At 61.1% G+C, this 18,053-nt stretch carries 14 protein-coding genes; 9 read left to right on the plus strand and 5 right to left on the minus strand.

The genetic code is table 11. The features are described 5' to 3' along the window. Positions 1–19 precede the first annotated feature (19 nt). Both HUU46_08005 and HUU46_08010 read right to left on the minus strand, forming a co-directional pair. Positions 20–1,405 (minus strand): VCBS repeat-containing protein, encoded by a 1,386-nt coding sequence (locus HUU46_08005; GenBank protein ID NUM53570.1) that lies wholly within the window; start codon positions 1,403–1,405, stop codon positions 20–22. 26 nt (positions 1,406–1,431) lie between these two features. Next, a complete protein-coding gene (locus HUU46_08010) occupies positions 1,432–3,324 on the minus strand; it encodes a M61 family metallopeptidase (GenBank protein NUM53571.1) in 1,893 nt (630 codons plus the stop codon). A gap of 140 nt (positions 3,325–3,464) precedes the next feature. Between HUU46_08010 and HUU46_08015 the strand changes: the two genes are divergently transcribed. Together HUU46_08015 and HUU46_08020 are read left to right on the plus strand one after the other, a co-directional pair. Beyond that, positions 3,465–6,371: a DUF1553 domain-containing protein gene (locus HUU46_08015; protein ID NUM53572.1), complete on the plus strand. Its 2,907-nt coding sequence runs from the start codon at positions 3,465–3,467 to the stop codon at positions 6,369–6,371. Between the two features lie 20 nt (positions 6,372–6,391). Further along, positions 6,392–7,804, plus strand: a complete 1,413-nt coding sequence (locus HUU46_08020) for a sulfatase-like hydrolase/transferase (protein ID NUM53573.1) — start codon at positions 6,392–6,394, stop codon at positions 7,802–7,804. 147 nt (positions 7,805–7,951) lie between these two features. Here the strand turns inward: HUU46_08020 and HUU46_08025 are convergent, their stop codons facing one another. Continuing rightward, the gene (locus HUU46_08025; GenBank protein NUM53574.1) at positions 7,952–8,188 is read right to left on the minus strand and encodes a hypothetical protein; all 237 of its coding nucleotides are present in this window, start codon (positions 8,186–8,188) and stop codon (positions 7,952–7,954) included. A gap of 462 nt (positions 8,189–8,650) precedes the next feature. Continuing rightward, positions 8,651–9,838 carry a mandelate racemase/muconate lactonizing enzyme family protein gene (locus HUU46_08030; protein NUM53575.1) on the minus strand — a complete coding sequence of 396 codons (1,188 nt, stop codon included), beginning with the start codon at positions 9,836–9,838 and terminating at the stop codon, positions 8,651–8,653. A 38-nt stretch (positions 9,839–9,876) separates the two neighbouring features. Here HUU46_08030 and HUU46_08035 point away from each other — a divergent pair, with 38 nt between their 5' ends. From HUU46_08035 to pgl, 7 genes are all read left to right on the plus strand, one after another. After that, complete coding sequence (locus HUU46_08035; protein ID NUM53576.1) at positions 9,877–11,010, plus strand: phytoene/squalene synthase family protein; 1,134 nt, start codon at positions 9,877–9,879, stop codon at positions 11,008–11,010. Positions 11,011–11,024: 14 nt separating this feature from the next. Continuing rightward, positions 11,025–12,362, plus strand: a complete 1,338-nt coding sequence (locus tag HUU46_08040) for a carbon-nitrogen hydrolase family protein (GenBank protein ID NUM53577.1) — start codon at positions 11,025–11,027, stop codon at positions 12,360–12,362. Between the two features lie 269 nt (positions 12,363–12,631). Continuing rightward, positions 12,632–13,432 (plus strand): amidohydrolase family protein, encoded by an 801-nt coding sequence (locus HUU46_08045; GenBank protein ID NUM53578.1) that lies wholly within the window; start codon positions 12,632–12,634, stop codon positions 13,430–13,432. Beyond that, positions 13,429–14,205 carry an amidohydrolase family protein gene (locus HUU46_08050; protein ID NUM53579.1) on the plus strand — a complete coding sequence of 259 codons (777 nt, stop codon included), beginning with the start codon at positions 13,429–13,431 and terminating at the stop codon, positions 14,203–14,205. Before HUU46_08045 ends, HUU46_08050 begins: the two co-directional genes overlap by 4 nt. A gap of 46 nt (positions 14,206–14,251) precedes the next feature. Continuing rightward, positions 14,252–14,779 carry a GNAT family N-acetyltransferase gene (locus tag HUU46_08055; protein NUM53580.1) on the plus strand — a complete coding sequence of 176 codons (528 nt, stop codon included), beginning with the start codon at positions 14,252–14,254 and terminating at the stop codon, positions 14,777–14,779. Between the two features lie 214 nt (positions 14,780–14,993). Continuing rightward, complete coding sequence (locus HUU46_08060; protein NUM53581.1) at positions 14,994–16,205, plus strand: anion transporter; 1,212 nt, start codon at positions 14,994–14,996, stop codon at positions 16,203–16,205. A 71-nt stretch (positions 16,206–16,276) separates the two neighbouring features. Further along, positions 16,277–17,002 (plus strand): 6-phosphogluconolactonase, encoded by a 726-nt coding sequence (gene pgl / locus HUU46_08065; GenBank protein NUM53582.1) that lies wholly within the window; start codon positions 16,277–16,279, stop codon positions 17,000–17,002. Between the two features lie 25 nt (positions 17,003–17,027). On the opposite strand, the gene HUU46_08070 is transcribed toward pgl, so the two are convergent. Then, positions 17,028–18,002: an NADPH:quinone oxidoreductase family protein gene (locus HUU46_08070; protein ID NUM53583.1), complete on the minus strand. Its 975-nt coding sequence runs from the start codon at positions 18,000–18,002 to the stop codon at positions 17,028–17,030. Between the last annotated feature and the right edge of the window lie 51 nt (positions 18,003–18,053).

Below are 18,053 nucleotides of genomic sequence, written 5' to 3' on the forward strand. Positions count from 1 at the left end.
CCTTTCCACGGCCGAAGAGCTACGGCGCCATAGTCCCATCGCGTAACGGCGAGCCGAATGGGGTGTGCCATTCCCGGCGCGATGTCTTCGCGCGCGTGTCGTACACGGCAAGCCACCCCGGCTGGCCGTCCAGCACCGTCACAACCTCTCCAGCGCCGTCACCATCTAGATCGATCAAAAGTGAATTCGTCGGCCGGCCCGGTAGCGTCATTCGCTGAAGAATCTCGCCCTTCGCCGACACCACGTATTGGTCGCCCCACGGCTCGCTGTTCGGCAAGCGGGCATAGCCCCACGGATTGCCCGTACCAACGACAATCTCCAAGTTGTCATCACCGTCAAAATCTCCGGCTACGGGCGAGTTGTCGTCAAGATACGTGCGTTCGACGGGTGTCGTCCATTCGGTCTTGCCCGTGGACAACTCGACGCAGCGAATTGCGCGCACACCGTTCGATCCGCCGTCGCGCGTATTGGTGATCCCAACGCCCTCAAGCGCGGGGTCGTCGTCGAGATTCGCGATCGCAATGCCGGTAAAGCCCAGCGCGGCGCGAGACACCAGCCTGCCGCTGCGATCGAAGACGTGGGCGTGGTTCCATTCCTGCTTGTTTCGGTGTTCCAGATCGAGCCCCACTTTGACCAGTTCGTCCGTGCCGTCACCGTCCACATCCACGACAAACACCGGCGTCGATCCGAGGTCTTCGGCATGACCGTCTGTGCGCCACACCGGTTTGCCTGAATTGTCGAGCGCAATGAACGACGACGTTCCGTCGGGATTGTTGTACTCGCTGCCGTAGACCGCCTCCGGGCGGCCGTCGCCGGTCACGTCCACAAACGCGGGAAGACTCCAGCAAAAATTGATGCCCGTGTCGACACGCCATTGTGCTTCCAGGTTCGGCAGCGTAAGCAGCGACAACGATTGCTGGTCCGCATACAGCACGTCGACGCGGCCATTGCCATCGATGTCCGCGACAATCGAGTTGTTGTTTCCAAAGCGTGTCCTGTTCCGAATCCGCGCAACTACGGTTCCATCTGTTACGCGCACAAGATTCGCGCCGCCGGGTATGTCATCCCGGTCCGGCACCCAGGAGAACAGCACCATTGGCCCCGCATTGTCGTCGATCCAGTGCAGGTAAGCGCCGGACTGCGAGCCGCCCGTAGTCCCTGGTTCGTCAAGTGTTCGGATCAATACGCCGTTCGCGCCTACAACGTCCACTGCGGCAATACGCTTGCCGCCACGAACAGCATCGCCTTGCACACAAAACACCGTCTGCCCATCGACGATTCCCGCGACGACATTTACCGGAGTGTGCACGGTAAGCGATGCGCGAAACCGTTCCGCAAGGATTTCGCTCTCCACGGCAGTCGAAAACAAGAGGAGCGCCGGCGCTACGAAAACGATCTTCGTCAAGCGTCGTGCAGAATCCGGCTGCACAGCTATGACCTCTTCCGCGGCGCGCAGATTGCCGTAAGATAATCGGGCTTGGCGTCATCGCGCACAAGCTCGAGATACTTGGCGCCGTCCTTGTAGTCCAACGTTACGGTCCGGTAGGTGTCGCCGGTCAGCACCAGCAACTCGATGTTTCCGCGCATGACGCTGTCCTTGACGGCGTCCTTGAGGCGGTCATTCGAGAACTTGCGGCCGTTCACGCCGATAATCGTTGTGCCGGGCCCAAGATTGGCCACATCGATCGGCGATCCGGGAACGATGTTCGAGCGGACTTCGCCTCCGTCGCCGACGTCCGCACCGATCGCATCGAGTGTTGCTACGTACTTGCGCTCCTTCTCGCGGTCCTTCACGTACTCCGGCGCTTCCGTCGCATACTGCAAGCGGTAGCCGAGGAGGCCGACGACATCGAGCGGAAGGCTTTCCTGCGTCTCGGCGACGCGCGATTCGATGAACTGCTTCCAGCCGAGCGGCGCAACCGCCTCGAGCGCACCGCAGAGTTCGTCGAATGTGAACGGTGAAACCGGCAGCTTAGAGTTGTCTACCGCGAAGAACGCGCCCAGAAAATCGTCAAGCGACTTTGACCCGCTTGTCGCCTCGCGAATCTTTCCGTCGATCTCCAGCCACAGCAGCTTTCCCTCGACGTAATAGTCCTGGTTCCGCCGCAGGCCGCCCCAGTAGGTGCTGCGTTCGCGCAGTTGGCCCGACGCCACCGCGGTGTCTTCAAGCGGGCGCCATTGGCGCCCGGTTTGGCTCTTGAGAAAGCTGATGTCGTTTGCGAGGTGCCGCCTGTAATGGTCGAGCTCCCAAATGCTGGCGCGCACGTTGAGCACTTCGCCGAGGTATTGCGTCAGCCCTTCGTAAACCCACAGCAGCTCGGTGTGCTGCGGCGTGTGGAAGTCGCCGGTGACCATCGCTGCGGGACGCCGATATTTGCCGCACCACGCGTGAACGAACTCATGCGGCAATAGATAACCGACCCAGCCCTTGATCGGCTCCTCCTCGATTAGGTCGCGCTCGCCGACGCCATTGAGGCTTGACCGCCGGTGCTCCAATCCGTTCGCGGGTATGTCGTTGCTGCACGTGACGAGGAAGTGATATGTGTCGTATGGCGCGGACTTGAAGATATCTCCGGCTTCCGCGACAACGTTCGCGTACTTCGCGATCAATTCCGGTTTCAGGTTTGTCGCGCTTTCGGATTCTGAAACGAGATGCAGCAACGCGGGCGCGAAATCCTGCTCCAAAGGAATCGTGCGCAGGTGTTCGCCGCAGATCAGGGGACTGTCAATCAGTTCGTCCAACGGCTCCGGCTTGAACGACACAATACCGCCGTGTTCTTCGTGTGCCTCCAACGCTGTCGCATACTTCCATCCCTCCGGCAATTGAAGGGACAGCGTTGGCGAAACATCGGTGGGCTTCCACGCGAACGGATATACGAGGCACGTATTCCAGTTAATGACGCCAATCAGGGAGTTGCCGAAACTGTCCACGCCTCGGCTATTGGCGTCGGGCTGGCTGCAGATGTAATCGACTTCGATCGTCAACTCGGAAATGCCCGGCGGAACAACACACACGAACTGCCAAAATTCGACGTCGTCCCTCTTCCAATCGAGGGCCTTGCCGTCTTTCGTCAGAAAGCGCAGGCCGCCCACGTTTTGCACCGGGCCTGAGCCCGCGTGGGTCCCCGGCATCCACTTGGGATAGGCGAACCGCTGTTCGCCGGGGGGCACTGGCACGGTGATCCGCGCGTGAAGCAGTTTTCGAGGCAGGTCGCGCGCGTCCACCTCGATGGTCATACTCTGCGAATCCGCCCCAACGACAAGCGCGCTACTCGCGACAAGGAGCGCTACCCATACCGATAAACGCGCGACAGTGCGGAGCATGCGAACGTCTCCCCGTGCAGTTTCACCAATGCAGCCCGGTGACTATAATGCCGAGTATGCGCAGGCAATCAAAATTCCGGGCGGCCTCCCTTGTCGCGGCTTGCGTTCTCGCCGTCGCTGCCTCAGCCGAGCCGGCCGCCGTGCGGTTCAATCGCGACGTACTACCGATCTTCGTAAAGAACTGTTTCGCATGCCACGGCGCGGACGCCGCGAAGCGCAAGGCGGATTTCCGCCTCGACAACGATTCTGCACTCTACAGACCGATCGCTTCGGGCGCTACCCCCGTGGTTCGCGGCGACCGTTCTGCGAGCCGGCTGTGGAACGTCATCGCCGCAAGCCCGTTCGCAGACGATCACATGCCGCCCGCCGATTCCGGCAAGTCACTGACTCCGGAGGAAATCGGGACAATCGGCCGCTGGATCGATTCCGGCGCGGCCTACGAGGAACATTGGGCGTTCCAGCCGTTACGCAAGGCTGCGCCGCCCGAGGTACACGATGCAGCATGGGCGCGAAACGTGATCGATCGATTTGTCCTTGCGCGTCTCGAACGGGAAGGATTGGCGCCGTCGCCGGAAGCGAACCGGCGAACACTGATACGTCGGCTGTCGTTCGACCTCATCGGGTTGCCGCCGTCGCCGGAGGAAGTGGACGAGTTTATCAACGATTCCAATCCGAACGCGTACGAGAATCTCGTCGATCGGTTGCTCGCGTCGCCGCGTTATGGCGAACGCTGGGGACGCCACTGGCTTGACGTGGTCCACTACGGCGACACGCACGGTTACGACAAAGACAAGCGCCGGCCTAACGCCTGGCCCTACCGCGACTACGTCATTCAGTCGCTGAACGACGACAAACCGTATGGCCAATTCATCAAGCAACAAATTGCGGGCGATGTGCTTTCCCCAAACGACTCAAACGGTGTCATCGCTACCGGTTTCATCGCCGCGGGACCGTGGGACTTCGTCGGCCACGCGGAGCTTCGCGAGGGCACGGTCGACAAGAACATCACCCGCGCGCTCGATCGCGACGACATGGTCGTGAACACGATGGCGACGTTCGCCAGCATGACCGTACACTGCGCGCGCTGCCACGATCACAAGTTCGATCCCATTTCGCAGCGCGAATACTACGGCCTGCAGGCGGTATTCGCGGGCGTCGATCGTGCGGATCGGCCTGTCGACAAGGACCCGGCCATTTACGCTCAACGTATTGCATTGACTGCGGAGCGGCGTAAGCTCGATGCGCGCGCAAAGGAGATTGAGACGGCTTTCGCCGCCGTCACGGACGACGAATTGGCGAAGATTGACGAACAACTTGCAGGCGCGCGCGCAGAACTGAAGAAGCTGGGCGAAAGTCCTACCAATGGATATCACAGCGCCATCGAACGCATGCGAGACGTCACGAAATGGGTCCAGGTCGATCTGGGATCGTCGCAGAAGATCGACTCGATCCATCTCATTCCCGCCATGCCGACGGACTTTCCCGATACACCGGGCTTTGGTTTTCCCGTGCGCTTCAAGATCGAAACGTCCGACGACGCGGCGTTTCAATCCGCGCACATCGTTGTAGACGAAACCAAGGCCGATTTTCCGAATGCCGCGGACACGCCGTATCGTGTCGATAGTGTCGGTGGGACGGCAAGGTACGTGCGCGTGACCGCGACGAAGCTGTGGGAGCGCACTTCCGACTTCGCGTTCGCGCTCGCGGAGTTGCGCGTGCAGTCGGGTGGAAAAGACATCGCGCTTGACGCGAATGTTACCGCGCTCGATTCAATCGAAGGCGGACGCTGGAGCAAGAAGGGGCTGGTCGATGGATTCAGCAGCCGCCGGGCCATCGTCAAGTCCGTTGGCGCAAATGAAGGCACGCAGGCGCTGGACGCGCGAATTGGCGAACTTCAATCGCGGCGCGATGAACGTGTGAACGCACTCGTTGATTCCGCGTTGAGCGACGAGCGCGACGCCGTCCGCGCGCGGTTGAAGGAGATCGTTACTGCGCTCGATGCGTTGCCCGAGCCGCAGATGACCTACGCCGCGGCAAACGACTTTCGACCCGAGGGCACGTTCACACCCGCGGGCAAGCCGCGTCCCGTTCACATACTTCAGCGCGGCGACGTGAAGTTGGAGGGCGAACTCGCGACTCCCTCGGCGCTGGCAGTCGTGAAGCCACTGGACGCGCAGTTAGCGATTTCAGACCCGGACAACGAGGGCCAGCGCCGCGCCGCGCTCGCAAATTGGCTCGCGGACCCCAAGAACACGCTTACGTGGCGCAGTATTGTGAACCGCGTGTGGCACTATCATTTCGGGCGCGGCATCGTCGAAACGCCGAGTGACTTCGGACACATGGGCGCGTACCCCACGCACCCCGAACTGCTCGACTGGCTGGCCGACGAATTCCTCTCGCACGGCCAGTCGCTCAAGTGGCTGCATAAACTGATCGTCACCAGTGCAACCTACCGCCAAGTGTCGGATACTAACGACGCGGGCGAACGCGCCGACGCCGGCAACCAACTCCTCTGGCGCATGAACCGCCGACAACTCGACGCCGAATCGTTGCGCGACGCCGTCCTCGCCGTCAGCGGCAAGCTCGACCTGACCATGGGAGGGCCCGGCTACGATTTATTCGCGTTCAAGGACGATCACTCCCCCGGGTACTACTACGACAAATTTGACGTTGCCGATCCGAAATCGTTCCGGCGATCGGTGTATCGGTTCGTTGTGCGCAGTGTCCCCGATCCATTCATGGAAACGCTCGACTGCGCCGACCCGTCGCAGAACGTCCCGGCGCGCAATACGACCATCACCGCGTTGCAGGCTCTGGCCGTATTCAATAATCCGTTTGTCGTCAAACAATCCGAGTACTTGGCCGAGCGCGTACAAGCGGCAACTTCCGATCCTAATGCCCAGGTTGTTGCAGCGTTCCGTGCCGCGCTTGGCCGCGAACCGTCGGAAAGGGAACGACAAGCGCTGGCGTCTCACGCGGATGTGAACGGGCTCGCCAGCGCCTGCCGCATCCTTTTCAACAGCAACGAGTTCATGTTTATCGACTAACACACAGGAGAACCCATCCCGTGCTGACACGCCGTCAATTTCTTCGCAGTGCATCCGCGGCTGGGCTCGCGATGGCCGCGTCGAACCACACGTACGCGGCGTCCGCCAGGCCGCCCAACGTCATCTTCATTCTCGCGGACGATCTGGGCTGGGGCGACTTGCGGTGTTACGGCAGTACGGTGTCACAGACGCCGAACCTCGACGGGGTCGCGCGCGGAGGAATACGCTTCGCCAACTTCTACGTGAACAACCCGGTATGTTCGCCGACGCGCGCCGCGTTCATGACCGGCCGGTTTCCGTCCGAGTTGGGGATTCACGCGCATTTCGCGACAGCCGAACAGAACGAGAAGCGCGGCATGCCGCAGGCGCTCGATCCCGCCACACCGACGCTCGCGGACACGCTGAAGGCCACGGGGTATGCCACGGGCCATTTTGGCAAATGGCACCTTGGCGATGTGCCGCCGTCGGAGTATGGGTTCGACGAGCGCAGGGTGTACAACCTCGGCGGCAAATCCGATTGGGGCGAAGACAGGTCGTTTTGGCGGCGCTCCAGCGAACTCATCGCCGACGAGGCGATCCGGTTCATCGAGAAGCACCGCGAGGGGCCGTTCTACATAAACGTGTGGAGCCACGCGACGCACGCGCCGCTCGACCCGAGCGAGGAACAAATGGCGCCGTTCCACGATGCGCGACGCTCGGACCGCCTTACGGGTAAGTTCACCACCCCGCACGAGGTCTATCACGCGGCCCTCGCCGAACTTGATCGCAATATCGGCCGCATTCTCCAGAAACTGGACGAACTTGGCATCGCGGACAACACCATCGTCGTATTCTCCAGCGACAACGGCCCCGAAGACATACACGTACTCACCACTGCGCACAGCGGCATCGGCAGCGCGGGGCCGTTCCGCGGGCGCAAGCGCAGCCTCTACGAAGGCGGCGTCCGCACTCCGTTCATCGTGCGCTGGCCGGCGCGCACCCCCGCGAACGTCGTCGACGAAAGGACCGTTCTCAGCGGCGTGGATTTCCTCCAGTCCATCGCCACGCTATGCGGCGCGAAGGCGCCGGACAATGTGCCGTTCGCCGGCGAGGACATGTCCGCCGCGCTCACCGGCTCGCCGCGCGACCGGTCGAAGGCGCTCTATTGGGAGAGGCGCTTCATCGTCATCGGCGATCCGATGCACATGAGCCCGATGATGGCGATTCGCGAGGGCAGGTGGAAGCTGCTCATGAACCCCGACCGGTCGCGCATCGAGCTCTACGACATCCCCAACGACCCCGTTGAAGTGGACAACACCGCGAGCGATAACCCTGCCATCGTCGAGGAAATGTCCAGGAAACTCCTCGCGTGGCACGAGTCCTTGCCCAAGGGCCCCATTGAACCCCGCGCCGGCGCACTGTCGCTGCCGTGGCCGGCCGCGCTGGAAGAGTGAGTCAACCCTTATCCACACGGCGAAACAACCGATCCAGTTCATCGGACAAGTTGAGTTACTTGGCGAACTCGCGCAGCGGTCCGGCACGCAATCCACGCTGGCGATTCGTGCAACGCGGACGTCAGGCGCAAGTCCGTCTCGCGCAAGTCAGCGGGCATCGTCAAGGTTTACCTTGTCCAATAACGCTTGCGTGCACAGATCCGAGGCATACAAACGCCGCGCAACAGCAAGCGCGAGCCGCCGTCCGCCGAGTTCCGGGTGTTCGCGCTGCACCCGGACGGCAAGGTTGTCCCATACGGCGATGAGGAACCCGCGACACTGTTCGGAAGCGAGACCTGGATTCTCGTCGAGCAGTTGCAGGTATTTTCGATCGACGCTTGTCAATGTTTGCTCCAAACACCCCAAGCTCACGTCAATGTATATCGTCTCTCATACCAATTGCCCACGGTGTTGCAGTCTTTGGTGTTCATGTGGGCGAGAGGCGATTTTTCGAAACGAGGGGTTAACAATTGACTAAATATTTGTAACATAATTAGTTTCAATATCATACGTACTTGTAGTTATCGTTCGCACTATCGCCTGGGCGAATCGGTCTGTCCATACCCGTCAGCAGTGGCAAAATGCCGACAACTGTGATTGGAGCAATTGAATAATGGGTTCATTACCTGCTGTCCAGATGGAGGGCGCTGCCAGAACTGGCCAGCAGCGATACCGCCTTGGCAGTCGGCGGCGAGGAGGGTCGTTTGGTTTTGATGGGCGACGTGGATGGACGGAACGGACGGAATGGACACGCATGGACGAAATGGACGGGGAACGACGCGCTTGTGATTGCAGGAATAATGGGGTCTATGCGATGACGTTCTTGAGTTTGCTTTCGTCCAGTTCGAGTCCGAGGCCGGGGGTGTCGGGGACGGTGAGGCGGCCGTCTTTGCATTCGAGGGGAGTTATGAAGAGGTCGTGGAGGGGGCTCTTGTGTCCGTTCTCCGTGAGTTCCTGGGCCATGTCGTTGTCGACGAATACGCTGGTGTAATGGAGTGTCGCGGCCTGGCCGATGGTGGGTTGGGTCTGGTGGGGGCAAAGTGACTTGTGGCGCGCGGAGGCGAGGGCGGCGATCTTGACGGCTTCGGAGATGCCCGCGCACTTGACGAGGTCGGGCTGGACGATATCGACATTCGCCTGTTCGATAAGGTCGCGGAACTGCCAGCGCGTGTATTCGTGTTCGCCGGCGGCGACGGGCACGTCGATAGCGTCGACCAATTTCGCATAGCCCGCGTAGTTGGTTTGCGCGAGCGGTTCTTCGTAGTGGATTACGTTGAAGCGCTCGAATTCTTTGCCGACGTTGATTGCGGTTTGTAAAGAATAGCCGTTGTTTACGTCGTACTTGAGTTCGACGTCGTCGCCGATGGCTCTACGCACGGCGTCGAGCACGGCGAGGTCTTTTTTCACGTTGCGATCGGGAACGAGAGGGCCGTAGTCCTGCCGGATTTTGACCGCGGTGAAGCCGTCCTTCACGGCCGCTTCCGCGCGCTTTGCCACGGATTCCGGCGAGGCCTCCGCCGCGCCGCCGATGCTCGCGTACACGCGCACGGAGTCGCGCCGCTTGCCGCCGAGCAGGCGGTGGATGGGCATGCCGGCGACCCTGCCAAGGATATCCCAGAGCGCGATGTCCACGCCGGCGAGCGCTTCGGTTTGCAGGCCCATCACGCCCTGTTTGTAGGTGCGGTAGAAGACGCGGTCCCAGCAGCGGTCGATGTCGAGCGGGTTCATGCCGGTGAGCAGGGGCGCGAACGCGTCGCGAATCAGCAAGGCCGCCGCGGCCGCGTTCATCGGGCTCACTTCGCCGATTCCGGTGACGCCTTCGGAGGTGCGGACGATAACCCAGCATTTGCCGCCTTTGAGGACATAGGGTTCGACGGCGGTGATCTTGATGTCGTGCTGGGATGCGAGGACGCGTTGGGTACGGAGGGCGGTGTCGAGCACAGAGCCGACAGCAAAAAAGCCGAGCCCTTTCAGGAATCCGCGGCGAGTGAACATAGGTTGCCCTCCGTCGATAGGCGCTAAGGAAAGTGTCCATGATAGCGCATTTCAGGGACACGCCGCTCCGGTGCTATGCTTCGCCACGGGCTAGAGTGATTACCGTGAACGTTCAGGCGACAACCGAAGAACCTACTGCAAATGCGCACTTGCGTGAGCCGTTCTCCGATGACATCGAGTTCCAGGAGGAGATGCTCCGCGACGTGTCGCGCACGTTTGCGCTGACGATACCGCAGTTGCCGGAGCGGTTGCGGACGGTCGTGGGCAATGCGTACCTCCTGTGCCGGATCGCGGATACGATCGAGGATTCGCCGGCGCTTTCGATTGAGCAGAAGCTGGCGTTCAGCGAGGCGTTCGCGGCAATCGTCGAGGGCGCCCGGGCGGTGGACCGCTTCGGCGTCGAATTGGCGGAATGCATGACGCACGGGAGCCTGGATGCGGAACGCGATCTCGTCCGGAACACCGAGCGCGTGATCCGGCTGACGCACAGCTTCTCGCCGCCGGAGCGCGCGGCCTTGTCGCGCTGCGTGCGCATCATGACGGGCGGGATGGAAGAGTTTCAGGAAGGAAAGTTCACCGACGGCCTGCGCGATATCCCGCATCTGGACGCGTATTGCTATCACGTGGCGGGCGTGGTCGGCGAGATGTTGTGCGACCTGTTCTGCGCGTATTCGCCGGAGGTTGCGAAGAACCGCGAGAAACTCGCGGCTCTGGCGGTGTCGTTCGGGCAGGGTTTGCAGATGACGAACATCCTGAAGGACATCTGGGACGACAAGGCACGCAACGTCGTGTGGCTGCCGCGAAGCGTGTTTGATGCGCACGGGTTTGATCTGCGGGAATTGGGCACGCGCAAAAACGATCCGGGATTTCGCGACGGGCTGATTGAGTTGATTGGCGTGGCGCGCGGCCATCTCGAGAACGCGTTGGCCTACACATTATTGATTCCCAAGAGCGAACCGGGCATACGGAAGTTCTGCCTGTGGGCGATTGGCATGGCGGTGCTTACGCTGCGAAAGATCCACGCGAATCCGTTTTTTGCCTCGGGTGACGAGGTGAAGATTTCGCGGCGGGCCGTGCGCGGCGTGATTGCAGCGTCAAACGCGGCGTGCAAGAACGATTTTGCCTTGAAGACGCTTTTTGCAGCCACTTCACGGGGCCTGTCAAAAACGTGACCGGAGGAATTGACATGAAGCGGACGTTTCTCGTCGGCACACTCGCGCTGTTCTCGTACGCGGCGCACGCGGCGCTTTCGCTTGCGGAAGGGTGGACACAGGAGTCCACGCGGGACGAGGTGCGCCCGGCGTTCGCATTCGACGCGAAGGGCGGCGCGGACGGGAACGGTGCGCTTACTGTCACGACGGACGCACGCGAAGGCCAGGATGGGCGCTGGGTGACGACGGTGCCGGTGAGCGGTGGCAAGTGGTATCGCTTCCATGCGTTGTATCGCGTGCACAACGTGGACGTGCCGCGCCGCGCCGTGAGCGCGCGGTTCATTTGGAAGGACGAAGCGGGTAATCACGCGCTGCGCGATGCGCCGGGGGCGGACACGTACGCGGGTGGCAAGCCGCCGGTATCGGAGCCGGAGTATCCCGAGTCGCACGGGACGAGCGCCGAGGGATGGACCGAAGTGTCGGGCGTGTACCGCGCGCCGGAGAAGGCGGTGAAAGCGCAAATCGAACTGCATTTTCGCTGGGCGGCGAAGGCGCGGTGTGAGTGGAGCGATGTTGCGTTCGACGAGTGCGAGCCGCCAAAGCGGCGCATCGCGCGGCTCGCGGCGGTGCATTATGTGCCAAACGGGGGAAAGACCGCCGAGGACAGTTGCAGACAGCTCGCGCCGTTCATCGAGCAAGCGGCGCAGCAGAAGGCTGACCTTGTTGTACTGCCGGAGGCAATCACTGCCACGGGCAACGGGCTTGAATACGCCGCCGCCGCGGAGCCGATTCCCGGTCCGTCGACGCAGTATTTTGGCGAATTCGCGAAGAAGCACAACTTGTACATCGTCGCGGGGCTTGTCGAACGTGATGGACATCTGGTGTACAACACGTCCGCCTTGATTGGACCGGATGGTGAAGTCGTGGGCAAGTATCGCAAGGTGACGTTGCCGCGGCCGGAAGTGGATTGGGGCGTGGTTCCCGGGGACGAGTATCCGGTGTTCGACACGCGATTCGGCAAGGTGGGGATGATGATCTGTTACGACGGTTTTTTCCCCGAAGTTGCGCGGAAGTTGAGCAACAACGGCGCGGAGGTCATTGCGTTTCCCGTCGCAGGATGCAACCCGATGCTCGCGGCGGCGCGGGCCTGCGAGAACCACGTGTACGTCGTGAGCAGCAGCTACACCGACAAGAAAGCGAACTGGATGATCACGGGCGTGTACGATCGCGAGGGACAGGTCATCGCCCGGGCGGAGGAGTGGGGCACGATTTGTGTCGCCGAAGTCGATCTGAACGAACGCCTGTATTGGTCGAGTCTCGGCGACTTCCGCGCGGAATTGCCGCATAACCGGCCGGTGTTGGAGGGGAGATAGTCTGCGAGACCAACCGCGGATTGCACAATACGGCGGAGCTACGACCAAAAATCAACGGGTACCGGGTACCGGGTTCCGCGGAGAACAGGGAGTCGGGTATATCGGGTCTGTCGGGTCTGTCGGGTCTATCGTTTCGCCGTCTTGGCGCTCGGAAATTGCGACAAGCTTTCACAACTCCGAATATGAGTCGTACGAATGACACAAATGTTAAGAAACGCCAGTCGAGTTCTCCAACGATTGTCTGAGCATTTTGTGGTTGAATCAATGTGATGTTAAACCCACCGGCGGAAATCTGGGACCTGCATACGCACCTCAATGGCGTGCCGGGGCGGACGCCAGACGAGCGAATGGCGCGGTTGAAAGAGTTTGCCGATCGGATGGGGATTAGCCGATTCATCGTGTTCATGGGGATGGAATTCGCGTATGAACCCACGCCGGAAAAGTCTCGCAAGGACAATGATGAAGTCCTGCAGGCGCTGAGTCATTACCATGATCGCGCGATGGGGTTTGTGTATCTGAACCCCAAGTTCACGCAGGAGTCGTTGGACGAGTTCGACCGGTGTGCTGTTGATGGGCCGATGGTGGGGATCAAGCTGTGGGTGGCGGAACACTGTAATGCAGCGAGTCTTGACCCGATAGTCGCGCGCGCGGCAGAGCACAAGGCGATCGTATTTCAACACACGTGGATCAAGATCACGGGCAATCTGCCGGGTGAATCAACGCCCATGGAACTCGCCGAACTCGCCGCGCGGCATCCCGACGCGATCCTTGTATGCGGGCACAGCGGCGGCGATTGGGAACAGGGTATCCGCGCGATCCGTCCGCACAAGAACATTTACGCCGATCTCGCGGGGGGCGATCCGACGGCGGGGTTCACGGAGATGGCCGTGCGCGAGCTGGGCGTGGAGCGTGTGCTCTACGGGAGCGACGCGGGTGGGCGCAGTTTCGCGTCGCAGCTTGCGAAGGTCTACGGCGCGCGCATTTCCGACGAGGACAAACGCCTGATCCTCGGCGGCAACTTGAAACGGTTGCTCACGCCGATCCTCGAATCGAAGGGCGTGAAATTGTGAGTGCGCCGATTACGGACGTCCATGTGACGCTGTCGCGGTGGCCGTTTCGACGTCTTCCGCTCGATGAAACGTCCGCGCTTGTGGACGCATTGCAGGCGCGCGGTGTTACGCAGGCGTGGTCAGGCACGTTCGATGGGCTGCTGCACAAGGACATCGCGGGCGCGAACGGCCGCCTTGCCGAAGAGTGTGCGCGCCATGGCAACGGGGTTTTGCTGCCGTTTGGCGTCGTAAATCCCAAACTTCCTGACTGGGAGGAAGACGTGCGCCGGTGCGCCGAATCGTTCGGGATGAAGGGCGTCCGGCTTTATCCGAATTACCACGGGTACACATTGGACGACCCGGTGTTCGCGCGCTTACTCACGCTTGCGACGGAACGCACCCTCGTTGTCCAACTCGTCACCGCGATGGAAGACGAGCGCATGATGCACCCACTCATGCAGGTGAAAGCCGTCGATGTCACGCCTCTAGAAACCGTGTTGCCAGAGGTCCCCGGCGCGCGCATCGTGCTGCTGAACGCGACGCGAACGGTACCGTTTCCGCTGCTTCCCAAAATCGTTGGCGCGGGCGAGGTGTATGTCGATATCGCGTCGCTGGAAGGCGTGGCGGGAATCTCGAATCTAATCGAACGGGTACCTTCGAATCGGGTCTTGTTCGGCTCGCACGCGCCCCTGTTTTACCCCGAGAGTGCGGTACTGAAACTAGACGAATCGACACTTGACGCCGAACTGCGCGACGCCATTGCGTCAGGCAACGCGCAGCGGCTGTTGACCTAACGCGGGTGCGCATGGCCCCGATGGAGATAAAGGGGGGCACACAACTATGAAATTGCAGGGCAGTCGGTGCGCGCTACGCCGGTGGCGGCGGGGCGACGAAGATGCGCTGGTGCGCTACGCGAGCAATCGCAAAATTTGGCGGAACCTAAGCGACCGGTTTCCGCACCCCTATACGCTCGACGTGGCACGTGAGTGGATCGAATTGCGCGCGAACGACACACCGCCGTACGCCAACTTCTGCATTACGGTTGGCGACGAGGCAATCGGCGCGACAGGATTCGACGTACTCTCCGACATTCATCGGATAGTCGCACGCGCGGGGTACTGGCTCGGCGAGCCGTTCTGGGGCCGCGGTATCGCGACGGAAGCGTTTTCGCTGCTACGTGACTACGCCTTCGCGAGCTTTCCGGACATTCACCGAATCGAGGCTACGGTATTCGAGTGGAACCCGGCATCCATGCGTGTGCTCGAGAAATGCGGATTTGCGCTCGAAGCGCGCATGCGCAAGGCGGTCATGAAGGACGGCGAGGTCATCGACCAGTTTCTCTTTGCGCGCGTTCGCGATTCATCCTAAAAACGGCAGTTGAACCGCCAACCTGTGGATTGCGTTAAACGTGACCGTCACCATCTGAGTGAGGGACACCGTGTTTCGCTTCCTCCTTCGCTAGAGCTATGGAGGACAAGCCGCAAAGCCTGCGCGAAAGACGGTGTCAGTCCCGTTCAACTGCCGTTTTTAGGTTCATAGCTCGGCTGGCGCGTGGCGGCGCGGTCGTGTACCATCCGCGCGCATGGACCGTCTCGCCATCGTCGTTTTTGCCCTCGTTTATGTGGGGATGATCTTCGGGAAGTATCCGGGTCTTGCCATGGACCGCACTGGCATGGCGCTGCTGGGCGCGATAGTGCTCATCGTGGCGGGGCGCGTGGGCGAACGCGAAGCGTGGGACGCGATCGACGTTCCCACTATCGTGCTGTTGCTTGGAATGATGGTGGTCTCGTCGCAGTTGCGTCTTGGCGGGTTTTACACGTTCGCCACGCGCAGGATTGCGGCCGCGTCGGTTTCGCCGCCGATGCTGCTGGGATTGGTCATTGCGAGTATGGCCGGATTGTCCGCTGTGCTGACGAATGACGTGATATGTCTTGCGGTTACGCCCGTGCTGATCGAGGGCTGCGCGCGGCGAAGCCTGAATCCAATCCCCTACCTGCTCGGGCTTGCTTGCGCTGCGAACATCGGGTCGGCGGCGACGCTGATCGGAAATCCGCAGAACATGCTGATCGGCCAGGCGCTGAATTTGTCGTTTGCAGGCTATCTTGCGGACGCACTCGTTCCGAGTGTACTCGGTTTGGCTGTGGCGTGGGGCGTAATCGTCGTACACACGCGCGGGCGATGGCGCGCGGAGACGCCGCTACCCGAATACGGCGCGCCCATGTTCAATCCGTGGCAATCCGGAAAAGGCATCGCGGCGGTCGTGGCGCTCATCACCGTGTTCCTATTCCTGCCATGGCCGCGCGATATCGTGGCGCTCGCCGCGGCGGGACTCCTGCTGATGAGCCGCAAGATGGCGTCGCGCGCAATTATGGGTTTGGTTGACTGGCATTTGCTGCTCCTGTTCATGGGATTGTTTATTGTGAACCACGCGTTTCAATCGACCGGCGCGTTGGATGCGATCGCGGCATGGCTTCGCGAGCAGCGGATCGACATTGCGCAACCCGCGTGGTTGTTCGGTGTCACGGTCGTGCTGTCCAACCTGGTGTCAAACGTCCCTGCGACGATGCTGCTCCTCCCTTCGGCGACGCACCCAAGTGCTGGCGCGGTCCTCGCGCTGTCAAGCACGCTGGCAGGCAATCTGTTTATCGTCGGGAGCATCGCGAATATTATTGTAGTGGAGCAGGCCGCGCAATTCGGAATCAAGATTTCGTGGCAGGAACATGCACGGATCGGCCTGCCGGTGACGGCTGCGACGTTGGGGATCGCGGGGGCGTGGTTGTGGATCATCGGATAATCGTGGGAAGGTGCATGCAACTTTGGATTGAATACGAAGGGCTTCATTTTCATGGGGTGGCATAACGAGTTATGAGGGCGATTGTAGATTCGAGTCCTGCACGCCGGCTTGCGAAAGACTTGGTCGAATTTCTGAACTGCGTGCCTGATGCGCACATTGCAGTTTCGGGGGGATCGACGCCGAGGGCGCTGTTTCGAATTCTTGCGGCCGAGTATCGCGGGGCGGTGCGGTGGGACCGTGTCACGATTTGGCAGGTGGACGAGCGCTGCGTGCCGCCGGACGATCCGCAGTCGAATTGGAGGATGCTCGCGGAGGAACTTCTATCTCAAATTCCAGATTTGAAATCCAACAGGATGGAAGCGGAACGCGACGGCGCGGCGGATGATTACGAGTCGCTGATTCGTCGGCATGTGCGAGAGGCGGCCCAACGCGCTTCGCAGACAACACGCAATGCGGGAGGGGCCGAACAAATTGAAGTTCGACCGATGTTGTCAATTCCACAACTTGATTTGATTTTGTTGGGTATGGGCGCGGACGGGCATACCGCGTCGCTCTTTCCTGGTACTGCGGCGCTTGAAGAGCGCGAGCGGCTCGTCGTTCGCAATGCCGTGCCTCAACTGAATACCACGCGCGTGACGATGACATTTCCGTTGATCAACGCGGCGCGCGAACGGTGGTTTTTGGCGTCCGGCGCCGACAAGGCGAATGCCTTCAAATGTGTGCAGACCGGCGAGCTTCCTTCCGCCAAAGTGTGCGATCCCGTGTGGTACGTCGATTCCGCGGTGGTCGGCGCTTGAGGCGCAAGCGGATGTCAGCAGGCTTCTAAAGGATCAACACCGGCTTTCCGAGACACGTGCGTAATTCGATCGATTCGAGTGCGTCAGGCAGGGATTCGATCGCGTATTCGCGGTGGATAACCGGCTTAATCTTTCCGTCTCCGTACATGTCGTACAGCAGTTGTTGTGTCTTTGCGACGAGTTCGGGATCGCGCGTTTGGTATGCGCCCCAGAAGAGGCCGACCGCACTGCAGTTTTTCAACAGGAGCCGGTTCGCGGCGATGGTCGGGATACGTCCGGCGGCAAAGCCGACGATGACGATGCGTCCTCCAAATGCGACGCATTTGGTCGTCGCGTCGAACACATCGCCGCCGACGGGATCGATTACGACGTCCGCGCCGTTGCCTTCCGTGATGTCCTTGACGGCGTTCAGGAAGCCGCCGGCGCGGTAGTCGATAGCATGGTCCGCGCCACACTGTTTGCACAGCGCGACTTTTTCGGGGCCACCCGCGGTGGCGATGACTTTCGCGCCGAGCGCCTTTGCGAGCTGAATGGACGCCGTGCCCACACCGCCGGCGCCGCCGTGAACGAGCACCCACTCGCCGGGTTGTACCCGCCCACGATATACGAGGCCGAAGTACGAGGTCTGGTAGTTGATTGTGAACGCCGCCGCGTCCGCAAACGACATCTCGTCCGGTATGGCAAACGAGACTTGATCGAGCGCGAGCATTTTTTCCGCGAAGGCGCCCATGAGATTGACGGTAACAACGCGATCGCCGGCCGAGAACTTGCTGCCGGTCCCCGCTTCGACGACTTCGCCCGCGGCTTCGCTACCCGGCACAAACGGCAGTGGCGCTCTCATCTGATACTGACCCGAGATGTTCAGCAGGTCCGCATACATCACGCCCGCGGCCCTCACGTTAATGACGGCGGACTCGGCTTCAGCCATCGGCGGGTCGGCAACGCTGAATCGCAGCGCCGTCTTGTAGTGGCCGAACTCGTGAACCAACCATGCGCGCATGCGGCGACTCCTTTGGAATGATTGCGGCACCGCGGGGATTGTGAATACCGG

Source organism: Candidatus Hydrogenedentota bacterium, from assembly GCA_013359265.1.
In the GTDB taxonomy this organism is placed as follows: domain Bacteria; phylum Hydrogenedentota; class Hydrogenedentia; order Hydrogenedentales; family SLHB01; genus JABWCD01.

What these genes read in the sequence shown, in the direction of transcription:
- HUU46_08045 (NUM53578.1), top strand. Translation starts at nt 12,632, where the DNA reads ATGTTAAACCCACCGGCGGAAATCTGGGACCTGCATACGCACCTCAAT.
- HUU46_08055 (NUM53580.1), top strand. Translation starts at nt 14,252, where the DNA reads ATGAAATTGCAGGGCAGTCGGTGCGCGCTACGCCGGTGGCGGCGGGGC.
- HUU46_08060 (NUM53581.1), top strand. Translation starts at nt 14,994, where the DNA reads ATGGACCGTCTCGCCATCGTCGTTTTTGCCCTCGTTTATGTGGGGATG.
- HUU46_08040 (NUM53577.1), top strand. Translation starts at nt 11,025, where the DNA reads ATGAAGCGGACGTTTCTCGTCGGCACACTCGCGCTGTTCTCGTACGCG.
- HUU46_08010 (NUM53571.1), bottom strand. Translation starts at nt 3,324, where the DNA reads ATGCTCCGCACTGTCGCGCGTTTATCGGTATGGGTAGCGCTCCTTGTC.
- pgl (NUM53582.1), top strand. Translation starts at nt 16,277, where the DNA reads ATGAGGGCGATTGTAGATTCGAGTCCTGCACGCCGGCTTGCGAAAGAC.
- HUU46_08030 (NUM53575.1), bottom strand. Translation starts at nt 9,838, where the DNA reads ATGTTCACTCGCCGCGGATTCCTGAAAGGGCTCGGCTTTTTTGCTGTC.
- HUU46_08070 (NUM53583.1), bottom strand. Translation starts at nt 18,002, where the DNA reads ATGCGCGCATGGTTGGTTCACGAGTTCGGCCACTACAAGACGGCGCTG.
- HUU46_08035 (NUM53576.1), top strand. Translation starts at nt 9,877, where the DNA reads ATGATAGCGCATTTCAGGGACACGCCGCTCCGGTGCTATGCTTCGCCA.